This window comes from Sphingomonas sp. 22R3R2A-7, from assembly GCF_036856055.1.
Classification (GTDB): domain Bacteria; phylum Pseudomonadota; class Alphaproteobacteria; order Sphingomonadales; family Sphingomonadaceae; genus Sphingomonas.
Genome location: NZ_JASPFR010000001.1, coordinates 2,883,533 through 2,905,173, shown reverse-complemented (window position 1 = coordinate 2,905,173; position 21,641 = coordinate 2,883,533). Strand labels below are relative to the sequence as shown.

Here is a 21,641-nt window from a genome sequence, read left to right as displayed (position 1 = left end):
CATGCGAAACGATCCAATTCCCCCGTCACGAGGACCCCGACGATCCGCCAGATCGCTGCACTCCCTTATCGGATCACCGTCGACGGACGCGCCGAGATCCTGCTCATCACCTCGCGCGAGACGCGGCGCTGGGTGATTCCCAAGGGTAATCCGATCACCGGCCTCACCTCGCACGAGGCCGCGGCGCAGGAAGCCTTCGAGGAAGCGGGCATACGCGGTATCCCCTGTCCCACGCCCGTCGGCGATTTCGTCTATGACAAGCGTCGTCGCACGGGGCGGCTGCGGCCGACGATCGTCACCGTGTATCCGCTGCAATTCGTCGAGCAGGTCGGCGAATGGCCCGAGCGGGATCAGCGCGAGACACGGTGGTTTCCGCCTGATAAGGCCGCCGCCGCGGTCGACGAACCAGAGCTGAAGGCTCTGATCAGAGGATTCCGCGAGCCACCGATTCCGGTGGCGTTCGAACAACGCGTCATGCCGGTGCTCCGGACGCGAATGAGGAGGCGATTTCCAATGCTGGGCTGGTTCCAGGCACTCATGCCCAAGCAGGGACGGTTCTTCGAACTGTTCGACGCGCATGCCGCGACGCTTGTCGCCGGCGCGGATGCGCTCGCACGGCTGCTCCACGGCGAGGGCTCGATCGAGGGCCAGATCGCCGAGATCGTCCGCCGCGAGCATGAGGCCGACGACATCACGCGCGAGGTCCTGCAGGACGTCCGCCGCGTGTTCGTCACGCCGTTCGACCGCAGCGCGATCACCGATCTGATCGGCGTGATGGACGATGCGATCGACCAGATGAACGGCACCGCCAACGCGATCGCGCTCTACGAAGTGACCGACTTTGCACCCGAAATGCGCGACATGGCGGGCATCATCGTCGAGGCCGCGCGAATCACCGCGGAGGCGATCCCGCTGCTGCGCTCGCTCGGCAGCAACGCCGGCCGGCTGCACGACCTCACCGCGCGGCTGATCCAGATCGAGGGTCATGCCGACGACATCCACGACACCGGGCTGCGCGCGCTGTTCGCCGCATCGAAGAGTCACGCCGACCCGATGGCGTTCATCATCGGCCGCGAAATCTATTCGAGCCTCGAAAAGATCGTCGACCGGTTCGAGGACGTCGCCAACGAGATCCAGGGGCTCGTCATCGACCATGCGTGAAGCGTCGTTTCGGCCCGAGACCTCCCCGAAAGCGCCCCTCCGGCGAAGGCCGGGGCCCAATTGGGGGACGGCAATACCTGCGGACTGCGCACCGTTACCGCGGCCTTCGCTTTTGGGCCCCGGCCTGCGCCGGGGTGGTAGTTTGGCACCGACAGGCATCACCGCATGATCCTCTCGCTTCCCGTCCTGATCGGGCTGATCGGGATCGCGCTGCTGTTCGACTTCCTCAACGGACTGCACGACGCCGCGAACTCGATCGCGACGGTCGTCTCGACGCGCGTGCTCAAACCGCAATACGCCGTGCTCTGGGCGGCGTTCTTCAACTTCATCGCGTTCGCCGTCTTCGGCCTCCACGTCGCGCAGACCGTCGGCACCGGTATCGTCCATGCGCAGGTGATCGACGCGCAGGTGATCTTCGCGGCGCTGATCGGCGCGATCGCGTGGAACGTCATCACCTGGGTGCTCGGCATCCCCTCGAGCAGCAGCCACGCGCTGATCGGCGGATTGCTTGGTGCGGGCGTCGCAAAGATCGGCTTCGGCGCGATCGTCTGGAGCGGCGTGATCAAGACCGTCAGCGCGATCTTCGTCTCGCCCGCGGTCGGACTGCTGCTCGCGCTGCTGCTCGTCCTGCTCGTCGCCTGGACCAGCCTCCGGCTCACCCCGCTCGGCGTCGACAAGCGGTTCCGCAAGCTCCAGCTGATCTCCGCCGCGCTCTACTCGCTCGGGCATGGCGGCAACGACGCGCAGAAGACGATGGGGATCATCGCGGTGCTGCTCTATTCACAGGGGCTGCTTGGCGGCGAGTTCCACGTGCCCTTCTGGGTCGTGCTGTCCTGCCAGGCGGCGATGGCGCTTGGCACGCTGTCGGGCGGCTGGCGGATCGTCCACACCATGGGGTCGAAGATCACCCGGCTGACGCCCGCGCAGGGCTTCTGCGCGGAGACCGGCGGCGCGATCACGCTGTTCGCGGCGACCTTCTGGGGCGTGCCGGTGTCGTCAACGCACACGATCACCGGCGCGATCGTCGGCGTCGGCGCCGCGCGCAGGCTGTCCGCGGTGCGCTGGAACGTCGCCAGCAACATCATCGTCGCGTGGACCGTGACGTTGCCGGCCGCCGCCGCGATCGGCGCCGGGACCTATTGGCTGACGGGGCTGTTCACCTGATTCCTGGCGGCGAGGCCGGTCCGTTAAGCATGATCGATAAGCAATTGTGCAACGCCTCGCGCGCTATACGGCATCATGTCCTGGCGATTTCCCCTCTCCCTGTGCGTGATCACCCCCAGGCCTCGATCACCACCCTGTTCGGCCTGAACGAGAACGATCACGAACAGATCAGTGCCGCGCAGCATGCCCGGCTCCTGTTGTCGGCGACCGTGTGGCCGGTCGCCGCGCTCGCGCATCTGACCGCATGCGCGTTCATACTCGGCGTCGTGTTCGTCAGCCTGCCGGGGCTGGTCGTCGCGACCGTGGTGAACGTCGCGCTGGTCGCATTGTTGTCGCTCGCGATCCTCGCACTGCTGCGCGCGCCGCTGCTGCAGCGATGGCCGATCCACCGGCGTCATGCCGTGCTGGCGGTGTGCATCGCAGGGCTCACCGCGGCGCTCGCCGCGTTGTTGTGGGTGACCACGGATCTGCCCCCCGGACGATGGGAGCTCGCGAGTTTCGTTACCGTGATCGCCGCGCTGATCATCACCGCGATCACGATCCAGCCCGTCCGTGCCGCATCGCTGGGCTTCGGCGCCGGTCTGGTGGTGCTGCTCGGGATCGTGTCCGGCCCCGACGTCGCGTTCGCGATGGCGGTTCTCGCCTTTGCCGCGCTGGTCTTCGCGGCGCACCGGATGGCGCGGGTCGATTATCACGCCGCGCTCGATCAGGCGGACGACGCCAGCGAGGGCCGCCGCGCGATGAAGCTCATGGCGGAGTTCGAGGAACAGGGCGCAGGCTGGCTGTGGGAAGCCGACCGGCGCGGCCGCATCACCTATATGTCCGCCAAGGTCGCCGACGCGCTGACCGCCTGCGCCGCCGACGACGCGCAGGAGGGCGGGGAACCGGCCGCGACCGCGGTCGTCGGCAGCCTGCTGACCGACATATTCCGGATGGACAGCGACCAGCCGGGCACCGAGCGGACGCTGGCATTCCATATCTCGTCGCGCACCTCCTTCTCGGACTATTCGGTGTGCGCCGCGTGCGACTCGTCGGCCGAGCGCTGGTGGTCGATCTCGGGCCGTCCGGTCATCGACGAGATCGGCCGTTTCCAGGGGTTCATCGGCTCGGGCTCCGATCTGACCGAGCAACGCCGGGCAGAGGCGGAGATCAACCGGCTGGCGTTGTTCGACGGCTTGACCGGGCTCGCCAACCGCCAGCGGATGCGGCTGTCGCTCGACAAGACGCTCGCGCAAAAGGCTGGCCCCTATCGTCCGACCGCGCTGTTCCTCATGGACCTCGACCGGTTCAAGGCCGTCAACGACACGCTCGGGCACCAGGCCGGCGACCTGCTGTTGAAGCAGGTCGCGCAGCGGCTGCAGCGCGTGGTCGGCGATACCGGGCTCGTCGGGCGTCTGGGCGGCGACGAGTTCCAGCTCGTTGTCCCCGGTATCGACGACCGCGACACGTTGGGCACGCTCTCGCGCGAGCTGATCGACGCGATCTCGCAACCCTATTTCATCAGCGGCGCGTCGGTCTCGATCGGCTGCTCGATCGGCATCGCGCTCACGCCGCAACATGGTCGCGATTCGGAGACGCTCGTCCGCAACGCTGACCTCGCGCTCTACGCCGCAAAGGCGGATGGCCGCGGCGTCCACCGCTTCTATTCGGACGAGATGCTCGCGGGTGCCAAGTCGCGCAAACAGCTCGAGGATGATCTGCGTGCGGCAGTGTCGGAGGGGTCGTTCCACCTCTGCTATCAGCCGGTGGTCAGCACGAACACGACGCGGATCGTCGGCTATGAGGCGCTGATCCGCTGGAAGCATCCGACTCGCGGCATGGTGTCACCCGCCGATTTCATCCCGATCGCCGAGGAATGCGGGTTGATCGAGGCGATCGGCACCTGGGTCCTGCGCACCGCGTGCGCCGCCGCGGCGCGGTGGCCCGCCGATGTCCGCGTCGCGGTCAACGTCTCGCCGATCCAGTTCGCCAATCCCGCGCTGCCCTCGCTCGTCACCAGCGCGCTCGCGCAATCTGGCCTGTCCGCGAACCGGCTCGAGCTCGAGATCACCGAAGGCGTGTTCCTCGACGAGACCGCCTCGTCCGACCAGATGTTCAAGGCGCTCAAAGGCATCGGCGTCCGCCTTGCGCTCGACGACTTCGGTACCGGCTATTCCTCGCTCGGCTACTTGCGCACCGCGCCGTTCGACAAGATCAAGATCGACCAGTCGTTCGTGAAGGGCGCCGCCGAGCCTGGCAACCGCAACGCGGCGATCATCAAGGCGATCGTCATGCTCGCCGACACGCTCGGCATGGAGACGACCGCGGAAGGCGTCGAGTTGCAGGACGAGATCGAGCTCGTCCGCGACCTGGGGTGCAGCCATATCCAGGGCTATGTCTATGGCCGCCCGGTGCCCGCCGAGGAGGTGCTTCTCCAGCTCGGCGTCGATGCGGGCGTCGCGACCGCCGCAGGGTTCAAGACCAGCCGCGCGCCGCGCGTCCGGATGCTCCGGTCCGCACGGGTCACGATCGACGGCGCCACCGCCGACATCCGCATCCGTGACATCTCGACGAGCGGCGCGATGATCGACGGCCTCTCGATCTCGCGGCGACGCCGTCGGTATCATGCTCGCGATCGAGCTGGTGGAGAACCAGCGTGTCGGTGCGCGCATCTGCTGGGCGCGCGACGGCAAGGCGGGAATCGCGTTCGATCACCCGATCGACCTCGAACATCTCGGCCCGCCCCCGCGTCGCGCGGCCTGCGCCGCACGGGCTGACGCGTTTTGCTGCGTCAGCGCCGCCGGGTCCGCTGACGCCGGAGGTGAGCGGGCAGCGGTAGGCGGATACCACCACCAGATTTGCGACGAAATTTTTTAGCGCGCTCACTTAAATCCTTGCGTATCGCGAAACCGGCTCAAGTCCACGCGTCGCGGCCGGCGATCCGCCGGTCAGCCCGGCGGCGATCGTCGAAACAAAGCCATCGCGCGCCAGACCCGCTTGCATGACGCGGCGCTTTGGCACAATCTGTTGGGGCTAGAACGACGGACAGGCCCCATCTCTGGTAGAACGACGCGGCGCTGCCAAAGCCGCCGCGGTGATCGATCCGCTGCTTTACGCAGCATGCATGATCATATTTTGTTCTCCTCCCGGGCCGCGCGGTGATAGCATGGGGCTTGCTCCCGATTCGAACGAAAACAGAACATTAGGAGCGGTCCTTTGGATTTCAGAGACAGCAGCCGGGATAGCGACATGACGACCGACACGATCGAACAGACCACCGAAACGCCCGCAGCCGCCAAGGCGCCGCGCCAGGCGCAGGACAGCCATTCGGTGCGCGCGCAGATCTACCCGGTCGAGGTCGATCACAGCCGCGACGCGCTGCTGACCGAGTTCGGCAAGGACACGCTGAAGGATCGCTATCTGCTCCCGGGCGAGAGCTATCAGGACCTGTTCGTCCGCGTCGCGTCCGCGTACGCCGATGACGCCGGCCACGCGCAGCGGCTGTACGACGCGATCTCGAAGCTCTGGTTCATGCCCGCCACCCCCGTTCTCTCGAACGGCGGCACCGGTCGCGGCCTGCCGATCTCCTGCTATCTCAACTCGGTCCCCGACAGCCTCGGCGGCATCGTCGACACCTGGAACGAGAATGTCTGGCTCGCCTCGCGCGGCGGCGGCATCGGCACCTATTGGGGCAACGTCCGCGGCATCGGCGAGCCGGTCGGCCTGAACGGCAAGACCAGCGGCATCATCCCGTTCGTCCGCGTCATGGATTCGCTGACGCTCGCCATCTCGCAGGGGTCGCTGCGCCGCGGCTCGGCCGCGGTGTATCTCGACGTCTCGCATCCCGAGATCGAGGAATTCCTCGAAATCCGCAAACCCTCGGGCGATTTCAACCGCAAGGCGCTCAACCTGCACCACGGCGTGCTCGTCACCGACGACTTCATGGAGGCGGTGCGCAACGGCGAGGAATGGCATCTGCGGTCGCCGAAGGACCAGGCAATCCGCGCCACCGTCGACGCGCGCTCGCTGTTCCAGAAGCTCGTCGAGACGCGTCTCCAGACCGGCGAGCCGTACATCGTGTTCGCCGATCACGTGAACAAGGCGATGCCAAAGCATCACCGCGAGCTCGGGCTCAAGGTCTCGACCTCGAACCTGTGCAGCGAGATCACGCTGCCGACCGGCAAGGACCATCTCGGCAACGACCGCACCGCGGTGTGCTGCCTGTCGTCGATGAACCTCGAGACCTGGGATCAGTGGAAGGACGAGAAGGGCCTGATCGAGGACGTCATGCGCTTCCTCGACAACGTGCTGCAGGACTATATCGACCGCCACGAGCCCGGCATGGAACGCGCCGCCTATTCGGCGGGCCGCGAGCGTTCGGTCGGCCTCGGCGTGATGGGCTTCCACAGCTTCCTCCAGGCACGTGGCATCCCGTTCGAGGGTGCGATGGCCAAGTCTTGGAACCTGCGGATGTTCAAGCACATCAGCAGCCAGGCGAACGAAGCCTCGATGCAGCTCGCGATCGAGCGCGGCCCCTGCCCCGATGCCGCCGATACCGGCGCGATGGAGCGGTTCAGCTGCAAGATGGCGATCGCGCCGACCGCGTCGATCAGCATCATCTGCGGCGGCACGTCGGCGTGCATCGAGCCGATCCCCGCGAACATCTACACGCACAAGACGCTGTCGGGCAGCTTCTCGATCAAGAACCCGTACCTCGAGAAGATGCTCGCCGAGAAGTCGAAGAACTCGGACGCGGTGTGGAACTCGATCCTCGAACAGGGCGGTTCGGTCCAGCATCTCGACTTCCTCTCGGTCGAGGAAAAGGACTGCTACAAGACGTCGTTCGAGATCGATCAGCGCTGGCTGCTCGAACTCGCCGCGGATCGCACGCCGTATATCGACCAGGCGCAGTCGCTGAACCTCTTCATCCCGGCGGATGTGGAAAAGTGGGACCTGCTCATGCTTCACTTCCGCGCCTGGGAGCTTGGCATCAAGTCGCTCTACTACCTGCGCTCGAAGTCGGTGCAGCGCGCCGGGTTCGCAGGGGGAGTCGAGACCGACAACACCATCGACCTGCGTCAGATCGACGTGGAATCGAAGGATTATGACGAGTGCCTCGCCTGCCAGTGACGGCGCGCACGGGGTGATCGCGGAGGACGGCTCGATCGGGTTCGAGCCGTCCTGTCCTCACGCCCTCCGGTCAGGTCAGGGCCCGACGTCGACGGCGCCGCTCTCGACCCGGAGCGCCCGGCCCGCCTTGAACCCCAGTGCCGCGCCGACGCGGTCGTCCCAGCCATAGGGGTCGTTGCGGACGATCGGTTCGCCCGCATCGTCGAACAATACCGTCTGGTAGAGCATCCGGACCGGGATCTGCCGCGGCAGCTTCACGAACGTCTCCTTCCCCGTGGCGCGCGCGGCGTGCCACTGGTCGAGCAGGCCGGCATCGGTCGCGAGCATCTCGGCGAACCCCAGCGCGTCCTCGACCCGGACGCAGCCGTGACTGCGCTGCCGCTGCACCATCGCGAAGATCGGCTTTGCGGGGGTGTCGTGCAGGTAGATGGCGTGGTCGTTCTGCATGTCGAACTTGACCAGGCCGAGCGAGTTCTTCGGGCCCGGCTGCTGCACGATCCAGCCATCCTTCCAGACCATGTTGTTCGCCCTCAGATAGCCCGCCCCCTTGCCGGCAATCTCCTTCTTCTGGATCGACCGCGGGACCGTCCAGGTCGGGTTGGCCACCAGGCGGAAGATCGGCGACCCCAGCTGCGGGGTCTCGGTGTCGGGTTCACCGACGATGACCTTGCGACTGTCGACGATCTTGCCATCCCGCCAATAGGTCAGCCGTGCCGCGGCGAGGTTGACGTCGATGCGCGTCGCCGGCGGCGTGCGCTCGAGCCAGCGAAGCCGCTCCATCGCGACGGCGATCGCCCGTGACCGGTCGACGTCGGACATGTTGAGGATCGCCAGCGCCTCGCTGCCGATGATCCCGTCGGGCTTCATCGCATAGTCCGCCTGCATCCGACGGACCGCCGCAACCATGTCTGGGGTGTAGCGGTCGCCCTGCGCCAGCCCGGCGTCGAGATATTCGAGGATCACGAGTTCGCGCGCGATCGACGGTATCCGCGGATCGGTCCCGCCTGGCTCGATCGCCTCGCCGGTGGTGACGATCGCCGCCGCCGGCGCATCCGGCTGCCGCTGGAGCTTGCGGTACGCGACGGACAATTTCCGGTAGTTCGCATCCTGCGGGGCAAGACCTTCGAGCCACGCCGTCAGGTCGCCCGCGCGCAGCGCCGCCGCGAGCCCCGCCTTGATATCGGGCGCCGGCCGCGGGACCGTATAGACCTCGTATAATTTGGTCGGGTCGGTCGCGCCGCGCCCAAGCGCGGCTGCAAAGCGCAACGCCTGCGCGGTCAGCGCCGCATCGTCCTTCGCCGGTGCGCCGAAATCCACATGATCAAGCGCGTGGATGCCGCGCGCATCGATCGCCTTGCGCAACTGCCCCGCGGTCGAATCGCTCCAGCGTGCAGGCGCCGCCGCCTCTCCCGCGTTGGCGGTCGCGTTCTTGGTCCGACCCGATCTCCACGCTGCATGCGGACAGCAGCAGCCCGAGCATGAGTGATTTTCCCCACGATGAACGCATGACATACTCCCAAGACCTGTCCGGAAAACGCACCGCTGCGCAGTCGGCTCCCGACGCGGCGCGCCCTCCCCTGCGACCATCATCGACACGCAATCGGGCAGATGGTTGGTCCGCTGCGACAAGCGACTGTGTCTAAAGGAAACTTTTACGACATCATGGTGTAAGCCCGGGCTCTGCCATTCACCGGAATTATGATTTGTCTCACACTCTTCTTACGCGCCGTGGCCTGATCAGCGGCGGAACTGCCGCGCTTGCAATGGCCGCGCTGTCGGAACGCGTATCCGCCCGGACTCCCGAACGCCGGCTCGCCTTCGTCAACGCCAACACGGGCGAGCGGTACGACGCCTGTTTCTTCGCCAATGGCCGCTACCGCGCCGATGGGCTTGCCGAACTCAATCATGCGATGCGCGACTGGCGCACTGGCGCGACGCGGACCATGGACCCGAAGCTTCTCGATCTGCTTGTCCAGGTGCGCGATCGCCTCGACGTCGCGCCGCACAAGCCGTTGCGCCTCGTCTCCGCCTATCGCAGTCCCAAGACGAACGGGGCGCTTCATGCCCGATCGCACGGCGTCGCGAGCAAGAGCCAGCACATGCTCGGCAAGGCGACCGACATCGCGATCCCCGGGATCCGGCTCGACCGGCTGCGCAGCGCGGCCATGTCGCTGCATGGCGGCGGCGTCGGCTATTACCCGCGTGACGGGTTCGTCCATGTCGACACGGGCGCGGTGCGGCACTGGAGCTGAGACCGAGCGCGCGCGCCGGCGGTCGCTGCCCCCCGATAGCCGGATCGGCAGAATTGCCGGAAAAGCCCCACATCGGACCTAGATGGACCCGATAACATACGGTAACGGCGGCAGACTTCTTACGAAAGCCGTCCATGCCGCGTCGTATACGTTCCTTGCTCAACGCGCTCAGCGCAGAGGTTTCGTCCCACGCCAAACAGGCCGAAGACATTGCGGACCGCACCAACCTGCTCGCGCTCAATGCCACGATCGAGGCGGCGCGCGCGGGTAACGCCGGACGCGGTTTCTCGGTGGTCGCGCAGGAGGTGAAATCGCTCGCCGGCGCCGCGCGCTCGGCTGCCGCGACATTCCGCGATGACGTGCTCGGTCACCTCGAACACGGCGCAGAGCTCGCCGACGACCTCGCCCGCGACATGGAGGGCGGGCGTCTCGCCGATCTGGCGCAATCGATCGCGGACACGCTGGCGCGCACGCTCTACGATCGCTCGATCGATATCCGCATGCTCGCGACCGATTACTCGATCGTCGAGGCATTGCTCGTCGATCGCGGCGCGGCGCGGATCGAGACGCGCGCGCTCGACCGGCTTCGCGCGCTGCTCGGCTGTTCTCCCTATTTTCTGAACGCGTTCGCGGTGAACGCGGATGGCGAGGTCGCGGTCTGCGCGCACGACAACGCCGCGGTGCGCGAGGTCAATTTCAACGGCTACGCGCAGTTCAAGCGCGCGATGGCGGCGCCCGCCACGGTCGAATGGATGACCGATGCGGTCTGGCGGAATCCCTGGTCGAACGATCGCCACGTCCTGATCTACGTCGCGCCGGTCCGCGCGGAGGGCACGACGATCGGCGTGTGCTACCTCGAGTTCGATTTCGAGGGTCAGGCGGGCGCGATCATGAACGTCGTCAACCGGACCGCGACCAACGCGGTCGCCTCGATCGTCGATCATGCGGGCAAGGTCGTCGCCACGACGGGCAGCTATGTGTGGCAGGCTTCGCATCCGCATGCGACGAAGGCGACGGCCACGACCGTCAAGGCGTCGGACGGCCTCAACATCGCACAGGCGCGGGTTGAGTCCGTATCAGACCGGGCCATCGCCGATCTCACGCTGTGCTGCATCATCGAGGAACATGTCGCGACCGAGCAGGCGATCGCGGCGAGCCTGGCGCAACGCCGCCGATAGCGACCGCGATCCGGACGATCGTCAGGCTGGCCATTCGCCAGCGGCGGCGGCCGGATGACTGCCATCGATCCCTGTCCCGGTGATCCCGCGCAGCGCCTCGGCGAGTTCGGCCATCGAATAGGGTTTGCGCAACAGCGCAAAGCCATGCGCGCCCTCCTTCGAAATCACGTCGCTATACCCGCTCGTCAGCAGGACGCGCGCTGCGGGAAAATGCCGCCGGATATGCCGGCCGAGCTCGACGCCGTTCATGCCGGGCATCATCACGTCGGAGAAGACCACCTCGATGGGGGGCATCGCCGCCGCGAGGAGCTGCAGCGCCTCCTCGGCATGCCCCGCAAAGACGACGTCATGCCCCAGATCGGACAGCGCCGAGATCGCGAAGCGCCCGACATCGGGATTGTCCTCGACGACCAGAACGCGGATCGGCCCGCCTGCCTCGGGCGCGGGCAACGAACCGCGCAATGTCTCGGGCAGGCCGATCGGCTGCCGTGGCAGGTAGAGGACGAACGTCGCGCCCGCGCCCGGCAGGCTCTCGACGATCACTTCGCCGCCGGATTGCTTGACGAATCCGAACACCTGCGAAAGCCCGAGGCCGGTGCCGTGGCCGATCGCCTTCGACGTAAAGAACGGCTCGAAGATATGGTCGATATGCGCCGGGTCGATCCCGCTGCCGGTATCGCTGACCGCGATCGTCACGAAGTCGCCGACCCGGACCTCGTGCCCGCGCACCGCGGGGATCGCGTCGGCGCGGTCGACGCGGATCGTCAGCGCGCCGCGACCGGCCATCGCATCGCGCGCATTGACGGCCAGATTGACGATCGCGGTCTCGAGCTGGCTCGCATCGGCGTTGGCGAAACAGGGGGTCTCGGCCAGCGCGATCTCGATCGCGATGAACGACCCCGACAGCGTCGACAGCATGTCGGTCATCCCGCGCACCACGGCGCCGACGTCGAGGATCTCGGGCGTCAGCGACGATCGCCGCGCAAAGGCGAGCAGCTGGTTCGTCAGCTTGGCGGCGCGGTCCGCGGTGTCGGCGATCGCCGCGACATAGCGGTTGCGGCGATCCTCGCTCAAATCGGGGCGCTTCAGCAGGTCCGCCGAGCCGCGGATCACCGTCAGCAGATTGTTGAAGTCATGCGCGATCCCCCCGGTCAGCTGGCCGAGCGTCTCCATCTTCTGTGCCTGACGCAGCGCCTCGTGCGCCTCGGTCAGCTCGACCGTACGCTCGATGACGCGCTGTTCGAGCGTATCGTTGACGTCCTGCACCGCCTTGAAAAGCCGGGCATTGTCGATCGCGATCGCCGCCTGCGCCGCAACGCCGACAAGCAGCCGCTCGTGGCGTTCATTGAACCGCGCGACCTCGGAATGGCCGAACAACAGCCCGCCCAGCACGATCCCCGACCGCGACGTGACGGGGACGGACAGATAGCTGCGCACGGGCAGATGGCCCGGCGGCATCCCGTAATGCGGCGCGCTCTGCCCGTAACGCGGATCGGCGCGGATATCGTCCGACCGGATCACGCCCTCGTTGCGAAAGGTGGGGCCGAACACCGCGGTCGCACGCGGACGACCCAGCGCCTCGAACGCGGACCGCTCCGCCCCCGCCAGCGTGAACAGGTGCAGCCGCTCGCCGGTCTCGTCCATCAGATTGTGGAAATACGCGCCGAACTGCGCGCCCGTCAGCTTGACCCCGGCATCGGTCACCATCTGGATCAGCGGCTCCAGCTCGAGCTCGGCCGCGAGCGCCGCCCCCGTGACGTTGAGCGTCTCGAGCGTATGCGTCTCCCAGCGCAGGCTGCGCTCGGCCAGCACCGCGTCGGTCGTCTCGACCACCACCGCCAGCGCCCCCGCCGGCATGCCGCTGCCGTCGAGCACGGGCGAATAATTGAGATCGAGATAGACGAGCCCGGGCTGCCCGTTCCGGTACAGCGTCATTTCCTGCCGCGCATAGCTCAGCGTCTCGCCCGCCATGCAGGCCCGCACGACATGGTCATTGAACGCGTGCGCCTCGGGCCATGCCGCGCGCACGGGCATGCCGAGGATCGCCGGATGCTTGTCCTGCGCGATGTCGGCATATCGCTCATTGTAGAGCAGAACGCCGTCATCACCCCATAACAGCGCCATCGGTACCGGCGCCCGAAGGATGATCGACACCGCGGTTTTCAGGTGCTGCGGCCAGGATTCGATCGGCCCCAGCGACGTCGCGGACCAGTCCCGCGCGCCGATCAGCACGGCAAGCGGTCCCGCCTCTCCCAAAAACGCCGTCCGCTCAAACACCGTGTCCACCATCATCCCGTTTCGACCGACAGCGAACGGACAGGCGGAACGAACGATCCCCCCGGCTACTGCCACACGCACTTCCGCCACCGCGGTCTTGCGACGCCAGATAGCCCAGCGCCTTGACGTCGATCAATGATCCGATGCGCAATCTGACGTCGCTATCCGCCGGGGCTCGGTGTGCGGCGCCACGCGACACGATGTCACGTGGTGATATCGCCGCGCTGCACGACGCGCTCGAGGATCGCGAGCGGCATCGCGCCCTTTGCCAGGATGTCGTGGAACCCCTTGAGCGTATAGCCGGGCTTCTTCTGCGCCTCGGCACGCAGCCGCGTCCACATCGTATGGCCGATCTTGTAGCTGCACGCCTGCCCGGGCCAGACCGTATAGCGATCGATCTCGCCCTGGCTGCGCCCGCGCGCGATCCCCGTCGTCGCGATCAGATAATCGGTCGCCTTTTCGCGGCTCCAGCGCTTGGCGTGCATCCCGCTGTCGACCACCAGCCGCGTCGCGCGGAACAGCAGCGACTGGAGATAGCCGACCTGCCCCAGCGGATCGCCGTCATACATCCCCATCTCGTCGGCGAGCTGTTCGGCGTACAGCGCCCAGCCCTCCGAATAGCCACTGAAGAACCCGCGCCGCCGGATCAGCGGGATCTGCGTGCTCTCGAGCGCGACGCTGACCTGCAGATGGTGTCCCGGCACAGCTTCGTGGTGAGTCAGCGTCGCCAGCCCGAATTTGGGCCGGTCGAACGTGTCGCGCAGGTTGATGTAATAGATCGCCGGTCGCGACCCATCGAGCGACGCGTTCTGGTAATAGCCGCCCGGCGCGCCCGCCTGGATCGTCGGCGGCACGCGGCGGACCTCGACGGGGGCCTTTGGCAGCGTGTTGAACGCCTCGGGCAGACGCGCCTGCATCGCCGCGATCTGACGGTTGAGCTGCGCGAGCAACGCGTCACGACCCGCATCGGTATTGGGGTATAGCTGGTCGGGGCGCTTGTTGAGCGCGACGAGACGATCGCCGACCGAGCCCTGGCTCATGCCCTGCGCTTTCAGGATCGTGTCGATCCGCGCGCCGATCTCGGCGACCTGCGCCAGACCGAGCCGGTGGATCTCGTCCCCCGTCATCGCCACCGTCGTGGCCGCTTCCGCCGCCGCCGCATAATAGGCGTCGCCATCGGGGAGCCGCCAGCACCCCGCGTCATGGACCGCCTTGGTCCGCAACCCCGCCACCAGCGCGCGCTGCCGCTCCAGCGCGGGGAACACGTCGCGCTCGACGATCGCGGTCGCCTTGGCCACGCGGTCCGCGGGCAGGTTCGCCGCCTTCAGCTTGGCGGCGAAGCTCGTCACCATCACGGTGCGATCCGCGGGGCCCTCCATCGCGCTGGCGAGCTGTTTCAGCGTCGTGTCGAGGATGTAATCGGGCGCGAACACGCCGCGTGCGGCATCGCTGCGCTGTTGCTCGCTGCTGTCGTCGATCGCCTTGGGGAACGCCGCGAGCCGCGCGAGATAGGCGTCGGCCTCGCCCGAATCGCGCACCCGCGCCTGCGATTCGAGGAAATCGGGAACGTCGCGGTACGGCCCGGTCAGCTGGCTCAGGACATAGGGCGCGTACCGGCCAAGGCTGCTGCCATAGGTAAAGCGCGCGGCGCCGGCGGTCGCGCGGCTGAGCTGATAGGTCACGATCTCGTGGTCGAGCGCCGCGTCGCGCGACAGTCCTTGCGTCCCGAACGCCGTGAGTTCGGCGAGCTCGGCCTTCGCGCGCGCCAGTTCACGCGCGCGCCCGGTCGCGGACTGGTCGTCGAGTTTCGCCCTCAGCGCGATGCGGCTTCCCGTGTCGAGCCCGAGACGTGTCGCCTGTTCGGGAGATTCGTCGAGCCGCGCATAGAAGAACCGGTCGAGCATCGTCCGGAGCGCGGCCTCCCGGCCGCCCGCGGCTGCGCCCGCGCGCATCGGCAGCGCACCCAGAACCGACGCGGCAGCCGCGCTTGCGAGGAAACGACGACGATGCATGCTTTTCTCCCTGTGCCGGTCTCCGGGACCAGGGCTGCGGTGTAGCATCGTCGGTCGGGGGTCCACCCGTCACGCACCCGCACGGCCGAAACCAGGCCGTCGGTGATCGCTCAGGCCGGCGCGACGCCATCGGCATTCACGAGATCGGGGGCGACCAGCGTCCCGACCAGCCGCACACGCTTCTCGACCAGATCGACCGGCGTCCGCTGCAGCTCGAGCTGATACCGGCCGCCCAGGTCGCGACGCAGGAAGAATGCGCCGCCGTCGCGGATCAGCGTGCCGGTCTCGTCGACCTTGGTCCCGATAGTCGTCATGGCATGTCCTTCATCGTCCTGCCCGATAGCGGTCCATCCCCGCAGTGCAAGACGTGCCGCGGCGCGAAACCGCCGGCCCGCCCTATCCCCGCGCCGCCCGCCACGTCCGCAGCGCCGCATCATAGCGCGCCTGCGCGTCGTCGCGTGCCGTCTGCGCCGCGTCGAGCGCCGCCGCCCGGTCGCGGTCGAACGCCCGGCGTTCGCGTGTCAGCGCCGCCTCGCGCGCCGCCAGCGCGCGCTCGCGTCCCGCATAGTCCGCCTTGACCGCCGCCAGCGTCTCCTCGGCAGCGTCGAGCGCGGTTCCGCTTGGCTTCGGATCGGGCTTCGCACGAGGCGGGGGTTTGGGCGTGGATTTGGACTTCGCTTTGGCCGAGCCGGGCGATGGCGGTTTTGCGCGCGCTTTGCCCGTCGAGGCATCGCGCTCCGGTGTGTCTGGCTTCGGATCGGGCAGCGCCGCGATCTGTTCGGCGCTGGTCCCGCGCGACCGCTTCACGACGGTGCCCGGCGCGGCCAGCGGTTCGGCGGTCAGCGCCGGGTCGGTGACCTGTTCGGCGATACCGCGCGCGAACAGGTCGCGGTCGCTGCCCCATGCCTCGAGCGCCGCCTTCTGGCTCGGCGCAGCGACATAGGCGTCGTGGAATCCCGCGACCGTCCGGTACACCTTCAGTTTCGTCGCACGCGCCATCGATCCCGGACCCCGCTCTGCGCACAGCCTCGCGCAGACGGCCAAGGGATACCACGGGGTCGTTCCTCCGTTGAGCACGAAAGCGCGAGCCTGACCGCCGCGATTAGGAACCCCATGTCACTGACCCCCCGATTGTCCGGCAAGCTTGCCGCGCGTGCGCATCATTCGCCCGTCGCCGCGTCGTTTCTCCACCGGATCGCCCCGTTCTTTGCGACCGACCAGGTGGTTGGCGGCCCGTTGCTGATCGCGACGATCGTCGCGCTCATCTGCACCAATTCGCCGCTCGCGCATGGCTATGAGGCGCTGTGGAACAATGTCCTCGAAATCCGTCTGGGGACGTTCCGCGCGGCGCATCCGCTGGCCGACTGGGTCGACGAGGCGCTGTTGCCGTTGTTCTTCCTGATCATCGGCGCCGAGGTGAAACGCGAATTCACCAAGGGCTCGCTCTCGACGATCCGCACCGCGACCTTCCCGCTGGCAGGCGCGATCGGCGGGATACTGATGCCCGTCGCGGTCTATCTCGCGTTCAACCACGGGACCGATACCGCGAGCGGCTGGGGTACGGTGATCACCTCGGATACCGCGTTCGCGCTGGCGATCATCGGCATGTTCGCCACCCGCCTGCCCGCGTCGCTGCGCGCGGTGCTGCTCGCCTTTGCCGCGATCGACGATGTCGGCGGCCTGCTCGTGATCGCGACCGCCTATACCGAGGCGATCGACATCCGCATGGTGATCACCGCGGTGCTGGCCTATGCCGCGATCTTCGCGCTGCTGCGGCTCCGCCTCGTCTCGCCGATCCCCTATGTCCTGCTCGGGTTGATCGTATGGGCGGCGACCTATGCATCGGGCATCCACGCGACGATCGCCGGGGTCATGCTGGGGCTGCTGTCACCGACGCGCTCGCGGCTGTCCGAGGATCGCTTCGCCGACCGCGTGCAGGAGCCGATCGACCGGTTCAAACGCGCCGTCGCGGCGGCAAGGACCAAGGATGGGGCGGAGCCCGGCGACGACGAGGGCGCGCCGACGGCATCCGCGCAGAAGCAGCTCGGCTATATCGAGGAAATGGCCCAGGCGACGGACGAACCCGCCGAACGGCTCGTCCAGACGCTCAACCCCTGGGTGTCGTACGTCGTCCTGCCGCTGTTCGCGCTGTCTGCCGTCCGGATCCATTTCTCGGCCGAGCTGCTTTCGGATGCTGCGGGATCGCTGCTCGGGATGGGCGTGTTCGCCGGGCTGGCGCTGGGCAAGCCACTGGGCTTCCTGCTGGCGACATGGCTCGCGGTGACGACGGGTGCGGCGCAGCGTCCCGACGGCGTGACATGGCGGATGGTGCTGGGCGTCGGCGCGCTGTCGGGGATCGGCTTCACCATCTCGCTGTTCATCGCCAATCTCGCCTTTCCCGACACGCAGAGGACGGAGATGGCGTCGCTGGCGATCCTCGGTGCGTCGGTCGTGTCGGCGGTGATCGGCTATGTGATCTTGCGCTCCGCCGCGGCCGAAGACGCACCGTCCTGAGCCGCCGCGACCGGGTATTTCGGGCGAAACCCGCGATGCCGCGAACATCGCCTATCTAGTGTCGCGACCCACCTTTCAGCACTACCCGTTGGGTTCAAGTCGCCGAACGAAAAAGAAACAGGATAGCGAAAGCCCGTCCGATCATGTAGACGGATGCCACCGCAGAAACCGCCAAACGGCACCGGTAGCGCGTAGCAAGGACGGAGACGACATGCGCAGCATCCCGCAGTTTTCCGTCACTTCCCTACCGCGATTCGCGGGCCGGTCGGGGCGCCGTATCGCCGACGCCAACCCGGTCGCGATTCGTGTCGCTTCGCCGCGTCAGCGCGCGTCGGTCCGTGTCACGCTCCACGCAAAAGGGCGCCCCGGAATGCTCCGGAACGCCCTTGCCGAGACGCGCGTCTCGCGACGGAATAATCGGTCCGGCACGCCCCCGACGGGAGCGTACCGCGCCGCCTTACTCGCTTTCCTCGAAATTGATCGCGTTCGCACCCGTCGCGCTGAGTCGAACCTTGTCGCCCTCGACTTCGGCGACCAGGCCGAGCGAGATGTAGTGATGCTTCGCGCCCTGCCCGTCCTCGGACTGCGGCAGATCGTTCTTGGTCAGCTTGATGCGGTCGCCGTCGACGTGATCGACGGTTCCGACATGGACGCCGTCCGCGCCGATGACTTCGGCATGTTCCTTGATCTGGCTTGCATCGACCATGGTCTATCTCCTGCGTTTGAGTCGGGTGCTGAACGCACGTCGAGGAACTTGGTCGCATGACCTATGGCAGCGCAATCATGTTCGTCGTCGCGGGCGTGCTGGGGCTGGTAGGCACCGTCCTGTTGCTTTGCCTGCGTCGCACCGACGTCACGCAGCAACAGGTCTATGCGTTCCGGATGATCGGCATCATGCTGACATCGGCCGCGGTCGTGCTCGCAATGTCCGCGGGTGCGATGTGGCAGTGGAGCATCGAGCCGTGATGCGCCGGTCATGAACATGTCGATGAACACCGCCGTGCTGATCCTCGCGGTCGCGGGCATCTGCGCCGCGAACATGATGATCGGCCGCCACTGGAGCCGGCTCGACCATAATCCATGGTCGGGCGAGTTCCTCGGCGGGACCGTCTGGGGCCCTACCCCCGGCTGGAACCCCGGCGCGATGGATCTCGCCAGGATCCGCCAGCGCGGTCGCGTGCTGATGATCGCCGCGCCGGTCGCGTCGATCCTCTTCCTCGTCGTCGTGATCGTCAGTTCAAGCCGTTTCTAATTCGCTCATAATCTTCAGTTTCTCTCGGAGTATCCCATGTCCCTCCTTCACGCCTCCAAGCAGTACAAGCCGTTCGAATACCCCTGGGCGTTCGAGTTCTGGAAGCGCCAGCAGCAGCTCCACTGGCTTCCCGAGGAAGTCCCCTTGGGCGAGGATTGCCGCGACTGGGCGCAGAAGCTCAGCGACCACGAGCGCAACCTGCTGACGCAGATCTTCCGCTTCTTCACGCAGGCCGATGTCGAGGTGCAGGATTGCTACCACGAAAAGTACGGCCGCGTGTTCAAGCCGACCGAGATCAAGATGATGCTGACCTCGTTCAGCAACATGGAGACGGTCCACATCGCCGCCTACAGCCATCTGCTCGACACCATCGGCATGCCCGAGAGCGAGTATGGCGCCTTCCTCGAATATGCCGAGATGAAGGAAAAGCATGATTACATGCAGAATTTCGGCGTCGAGAACGACCAGGACATCGCGCGCACGCTCGCCATGTTCGGCGGCTTCACCGAGGGCGTCCAGCTGTTCGCATCGTTCGCGATGCTGATGAACTTCCCGCGCTTCAACAAGATGAAGGGCATGGGCCAGATCGTCACCTGGTCGATCCGCGACGAGTCCTTGCACTGCGAGGGCATCATCAAGATGTTCCACACCTTCTGCCATGAGCGTCAGTGCCTCACCAAGGCGGTCAAGGACGACATCGCCGACGTCTGCCAGACGACGATCCGCCTTGAGGACAATTTCATCGATCTCGCGTTCGAGATGGGCCCGGTCAACGGCATGACCCCCAAGGAGATCAAGAAGTATATCCGCTTCATCGCCGACTGGCGCATGACGCAGCTCGGCCTCAAGCCGATCTACATGATCGACGAGCACCCGCTGCCGTGGCTCGCGCCGATGCTCAACGGCGTCGAGCACGCCAACTTCTTCGAACAGCGCGCCACCGAATATTCGAAGGCCGCGACCAAGGGCCAGTGGAACGACGTCTGGGACTCGTTCGACAAGCGCCAGACCGCGAAGAAGGGCCCTGCGGCGAACGAGGATCCCGGCCAGAGCGGAGACATGTTCTCGCTCGCTGGCGTGGCAGCGGAGTAGAGGCATGGCAAAGATGTCTTCCAACTTGGACGCAATGATACCGCGCTCGGACTTTGCTATTCAAGATGCGAGGACATCTAGAGTTCAGTCGCTTGATACGTTCGAGAAGGTAACTCTTCGAGACCTAGCTGGCGATAGTAACTTTGTTTATAAACTTTTGAGGAAGCCTGATTTTCAACGGGAGACTACGCAGTGGACGCCCGGACAAGTTGCCATTCTGGTCGAGAGCTTCATAAACGGTGAGCTGATTCCAGCGGTAATTTTATGGCGTTCATCAAGCAACATATTCGTGATCGATGGGGGACATCGCCTCAGTGCACTATTAGCGTGGGCAAATGACGATTACGGCGATGGCCCGCTGTCATATCAGTTTTTCAATCGCTCAATCTCGAATGAGCAGAAAAGAATGGCTGATCGCACCCGTCGCGAAGTGGCAAGCCGAGTCGGCACGTATCAACACTTCGCGACTCGCTTATCGGCCCAGTCAGCTGATCCTGACGAGGCTTCCCAAACACGGCAGATGAATTTCGCTACACGTGGCATTCAAGTTCAGTGGATCACCGGCGACGCTGACAAAGCCGAATCGTCGTTTTTTAAAATAAATACTCAAGGTTCGGCGCTTGACGAGACAGAAAGCCTAATACTGTCTAACCGCAGAAAGGCGCCCGCTCTGGTCGCTCGAGCGGTTGTTCGCGCATCAACTGGGCACAAATATTGGTCAAATTTCGATCCTAATATTCAGGAAAAGGTGCAGTCATCCGCACAGACCGTACACCGTGCGCTATTCGCACCTGAGATTGACAATCCGGTTAAAACGATAGATCTGCCAATCGCAGGCTCGTCCTCGACCGGACAGGCTCTACAACTGCTTATTGCCCTGGCCGAAATTGTCGATGGCGACCGACGGTCGGTTGATAAGTTTGACGACGACATGGATGGCTCGCAAACACTACTGCTACTTAAATCACTTGAGCGAGTGTTTCTTCGAATGGTGGGAAACCAGACATCTAGTCTTGGTCTCCATCCTCTTGTCTGGTTCTATACAGCTCAGGGCCGGCACTACGAACCCCTGTTCCTGGCTATAACTAACATAATTTCTGAAAAGTTACGGAACAACCAATCGGAGTGGTTCCATAGCTTCACATCTCATCGTGCTAATATCGAAACTTTCCTAGTCGAAAATAAGGTTGTTATTACGCTTTTGATATCGGCGCTAGGAAGCAAAAGTCGGGTTAATGGCGCGAAAAGTGCTCTAACTACAATTTTTGAAGCCAGCCAAAGCGGCCAAGAGCTTTCAATAAACCTGCTTGCTGATAAAATGGGACTGCAAAGTCGGTTGTATTCTATACAGCAAAAGCCAGGAGTAAGTTTCTCCGATGAGGCTAGAAGCTCCGCTTTCGTGCGTGAGTCATTGCGGGCCGCGCTGAAGTGCCCAATCTGCAAATCATTTATGGATACGACGAAGTCGGCATCCTATGATCACATCATTCGCAAAGAGGACGGTGGAAATGGAGGGACAGATAACTGTCAAATCACCCACCCTTTCTGTAACAGTGGCGTTAAGGAACGCGAAAATTCGCGTGCGGTAGCTACCGTAGGAGAGTTAAGCTCTCAGCAAGAGTAGCGCTTT

The 21,641-nt window shown here is 65.4% G+C and carries 17 protein-coding genes; 11 read left to right on the top strand and 6 right to left on the bottom strand.

Features of this window, described 5'->3' with window-relative positions; all coding sequences use genetic code 11:
* The first annotated feature begins 42 nt into the window (after positions 1–42).
* From QP165_RS13860 to QP165_RS13845, 4 genes are all read left to right on the top strand, one after another.
* Positions 43–1,161: a DUF47 family protein gene (locus QP165_RS13860; protein WP_056020419.1), complete on the top strand. Its 1,119-nt coding sequence runs from the start codon at positions 43–45 to the stop codon at positions 1,159–1,161.
* Between the two features lie 165 nt (positions 1,162–1,326).
* Positions 1,327–2,325 carry an inorganic phosphate transporter gene (locus QP165_RS13855; protein WP_333996083.1) on the top strand — a complete coding sequence of 333 codons (999 nt, stop codon included), beginning with the start codon at positions 1,327–1,329 and terminating at the stop codon, positions 2,323–2,325.
* A gap of 101 nt (positions 2,326–2,426) precedes the next feature.
* Positions 2,427–5,081, top strand: a complete 2,655-nt coding sequence (locus QP165_RS13850) for a putative bifunctional diguanylate cyclase/phosphodiesterase (RefSeq protein WP_333996082.1) — start codon at positions 2,427–2,429, stop codon at positions 5,079–5,081.
* A gap of 472 nt (positions 5,082–5,553) precedes the next feature.
* Complete coding sequence (locus tag QP165_RS13845) at positions 5,554–7,434, top strand: ribonucleoside-diphosphate reductase subunit alpha (RefSeq protein ID WP_443019302.1); 1,881 nt, start codon at positions 5,554–5,556, stop codon at positions 7,432–7,434.
* Positions 7,435–7,509: 75 nt separating this feature from the next.
* Here the strand turns inward: QP165_RS13845 and QP165_RS13840 are convergent, their stop codons facing one another.
* Positions 7,510–8,796 (bottom strand): L,D-transpeptidase family protein, encoded by a 1,287-nt coding sequence (locus tag QP165_RS13840; RefSeq protein WP_333996080.1) that lies wholly within the window; start codon positions 8,794–8,796, stop codon positions 7,510–7,512.
* 401 nt (positions 8,797–9,197) lie between these two features.
* Between QP165_RS13840 and QP165_RS13835 the strand changes: the two genes are divergently transcribed.
* Together QP165_RS13835 and QP165_RS20090 are read left to right on the top strand one after the other, a co-directional pair.
* On the top strand, positions 9,198–9,686 hold the full coding sequence (locus QP165_RS13835; protein WP_056020406.1) for a DUF882 domain-containing protein: 489 nt from the start codon (positions 9,198–9,200) through the stop codon (positions 9,684–9,686).
* Positions 9,687–9,820: 134 nt separating this feature from the next.
* Positions 9,821–10,864: a methyl-accepting chemotaxis protein gene (locus QP165_RS20090; RefSeq protein ID WP_443019301.1), complete on the top strand. Its 1,044-nt coding sequence runs from the start codon at positions 9,821–9,823 to the stop codon at positions 10,862–10,864.
* Positions 10,865–10,885: 21 nt separating this feature from the next.
* On the opposite strand, the gene QP165_RS13825 is transcribed toward QP165_RS20090, so the two are convergent.
* The 4 genes from QP165_RS13825 to QP165_RS13810 form a co-directional block, all read right to left on the bottom strand.
* Positions 10,886–13,150 carry a GAF domain-containing hybrid sensor histidine kinase/response regulator gene (locus tag QP165_RS13825; protein ID WP_333996079.1) on the bottom strand — a complete coding sequence of 755 codons (2,265 nt, stop codon included), beginning with the start codon at positions 13,148–13,150 and terminating at the stop codon, positions 10,886–10,888.
* A gap of 194 nt (positions 13,151–13,344) precedes the next feature.
* Positions 13,345–15,153: a DUF885 domain-containing protein gene (locus QP165_RS13820; protein ID WP_333996078.1), complete on the bottom strand. Its 1,809-nt coding sequence runs from the start codon at positions 15,151–15,153 to the stop codon at positions 13,345–13,347.
* Positions 15,154–15,263: 110 nt separating this feature from the next.
* Entirely contained in the window at positions 15,264–15,467 is a 204-nt protein-coding gene (locus QP165_RS13815) for a DUF5818 domain-containing protein (RefSeq protein ID WP_056020395.1), read from the bottom strand.
* An 82-nt stretch (positions 15,468–15,549) separates the two neighbouring features.
* Positions 15,550–16,152 carry a hypothetical protein gene (locus QP165_RS13810; RefSeq protein ID WP_333996077.1) on the bottom strand — a complete coding sequence of 201 codons (603 nt, stop codon included), beginning with the start codon at positions 16,150–16,152 and terminating at the stop codon, positions 15,550–15,552.
* A gap of 114 nt (positions 16,153–16,266) precedes the next feature.
* Here QP165_RS13810 and nhaA point away from each other — a divergent pair, with 114 nt between their 5' ends.
* On the top strand, positions 16,267–17,667 hold the full coding sequence (gene nhaA, locus QP165_RS13805) for a Na+/H+ antiporter NhaA (RefSeq protein ID WP_333996076.1): 1,401 nt from the start codon (positions 16,267–16,269) through the stop codon (positions 17,665–17,667).
* Between the two features lie 457 nt (positions 17,668–18,124).
* On the opposite strand, the gene QP165_RS13800 is transcribed toward nhaA, so the two are convergent.
* Positions 18,125–18,373, bottom strand: a complete 249-nt coding sequence (locus QP165_RS13800; protein ID WP_333996075.1) for a DUF2171 domain-containing protein — start codon at positions 18,371–18,373, stop codon at positions 18,125–18,127.
* 56 nt (positions 18,374–18,429) lie between these two features.
* Here QP165_RS13800 and QP165_RS13795 point away from each other — a divergent pair, with 56 nt between their 5' ends.
* The 4 genes from QP165_RS13795 to QP165_RS13780 are packed head-to-tail and all read left to right on the top strand — an operon-like array spanning position 18,430 to position 21,635.
* Entirely contained in the window at positions 18,430–18,633 is a 204-nt protein-coding gene (locus QP165_RS13795) for a hypothetical protein (protein WP_333996074.1), read from the top strand.
* A 10-nt stretch (positions 18,634–18,643) separates the two neighbouring features.
* Positions 18,644–18,919 (top strand): hypothetical protein, encoded by a 276-nt coding sequence (locus tag QP165_RS13790; RefSeq protein WP_056020382.1) that lies wholly within the window; start codon positions 18,644–18,646, stop codon positions 18,917–18,919.
* Positions 18,920–18,955: 36 nt separating this feature from the next.
* Positions 18,956–20,011 (top strand): ribonucleotide-diphosphate reductase subunit beta, encoded by a 1,056-nt coding sequence (locus tag QP165_RS13785; RefSeq protein ID WP_056020379.1) that lies wholly within the window; start codon positions 18,956–18,958, stop codon positions 20,009–20,011.
* A gap of 4 nt (positions 20,012–20,015) precedes the next feature.
* Complete coding sequence (locus QP165_RS13780; protein ID WP_333996073.1) at positions 20,016–21,635, top strand: GmrSD restriction endonuclease domain-containing protein; 1,620 nt, start codon at positions 20,016–20,018, stop codon at positions 21,633–21,635.
* Positions 21,636–21,641: the final 6 nt, after the last annotated feature.

What these genes read in the sequence shown, in the direction of transcription:
- QP165_RS13835 (WP_056020406.1), top strand. Translation starts at nt 9,198, where the DNA reads ATGGCCGCGCTGTCGGAACGCGTATCCGCCCGGACTCCCGAACGCCGG.
- QP165_RS13785 (WP_056020379.1), top strand. Translation starts at nt 18,956, where the DNA reads ATGTCCCTCCTTCACGCCTCCAAGCAGTACAAGCCGTTCGAATACCCC.
- QP165_RS13790 (WP_056020382.1), top strand. Translation starts at nt 18,644, where the DNA reads ATGAACATGTCGATGAACACCGCCGTGCTGATCCTCGCGGTCGCGGGC.
- QP165_RS13800 (WP_333996075.1), bottom strand. Translation starts at nt 18,373, where the DNA reads ATGGTCGATGCAAGCCAGATCAAGGAACATGCCGAAGTCATCGGCGCG.
- QP165_RS13795 (WP_333996074.1), top strand. Translation starts at nt 18,430, where the DNA reads ATGACCTATGGCAGCGCAATCATGTTCGTCGTCGCGGGCGTGCTGGGG.
- QP165_RS13780 (WP_333996073.1), top strand. Translation starts at nt 20,016, where the DNA reads ATGGCAAAGATGTCTTCCAACTTGGACGCAATGATACCGCGCTCGGAC.
- QP165_RS13810 (WP_333996077.1), bottom strand. Translation starts at nt 16,152, where the DNA reads ATGGCGCGTGCGACGAAACTGAAGGTGTACCGGACGGTCGCGGGATTC.
- nhaA (WP_333996076.1), top strand. Translation starts at nt 16,267, where the DNA reads ATGTCACTGACCCCCCGATTGTCCGGCAAGCTTGCCGCGCGTGCGCAT.
- QP165_RS13815 (WP_056020395.1), bottom strand. Translation starts at nt 15,467, where the DNA reads ATGACGACTATCGGGACCAAGGTCGACGAGACCGGCACGCTGATCCGC.
- QP165_RS13855 (WP_333996083.1), top strand. Translation starts at nt 1,327, where the DNA reads ATGATCCTCTCGCTTCCCGTCCTGATCGGGCTGATCGGGATCGCGCTG.
- QP165_RS13820 (WP_333996078.1), bottom strand. Translation starts at nt 15,153, where the DNA reads ATGCATCGTCGTCGTTTCCTCGCAAGCGCGGCTGCCGCGTCGGTTCTG.
- QP165_RS13845 (WP_443019302.1), top strand. Translation starts at nt 5,554, where the DNA reads ATGACGACCGACACGATCGAACAGACCACCGAAACGCCCGCAGCCGCC.
- QP165_RS20090 (WP_443019301.1), top strand. Translation starts at nt 9,821, where the DNA reads ATGCCGCGTCGTATACGTTCCTTGCTCAACGCGCTCAGCGCAGAGGTT.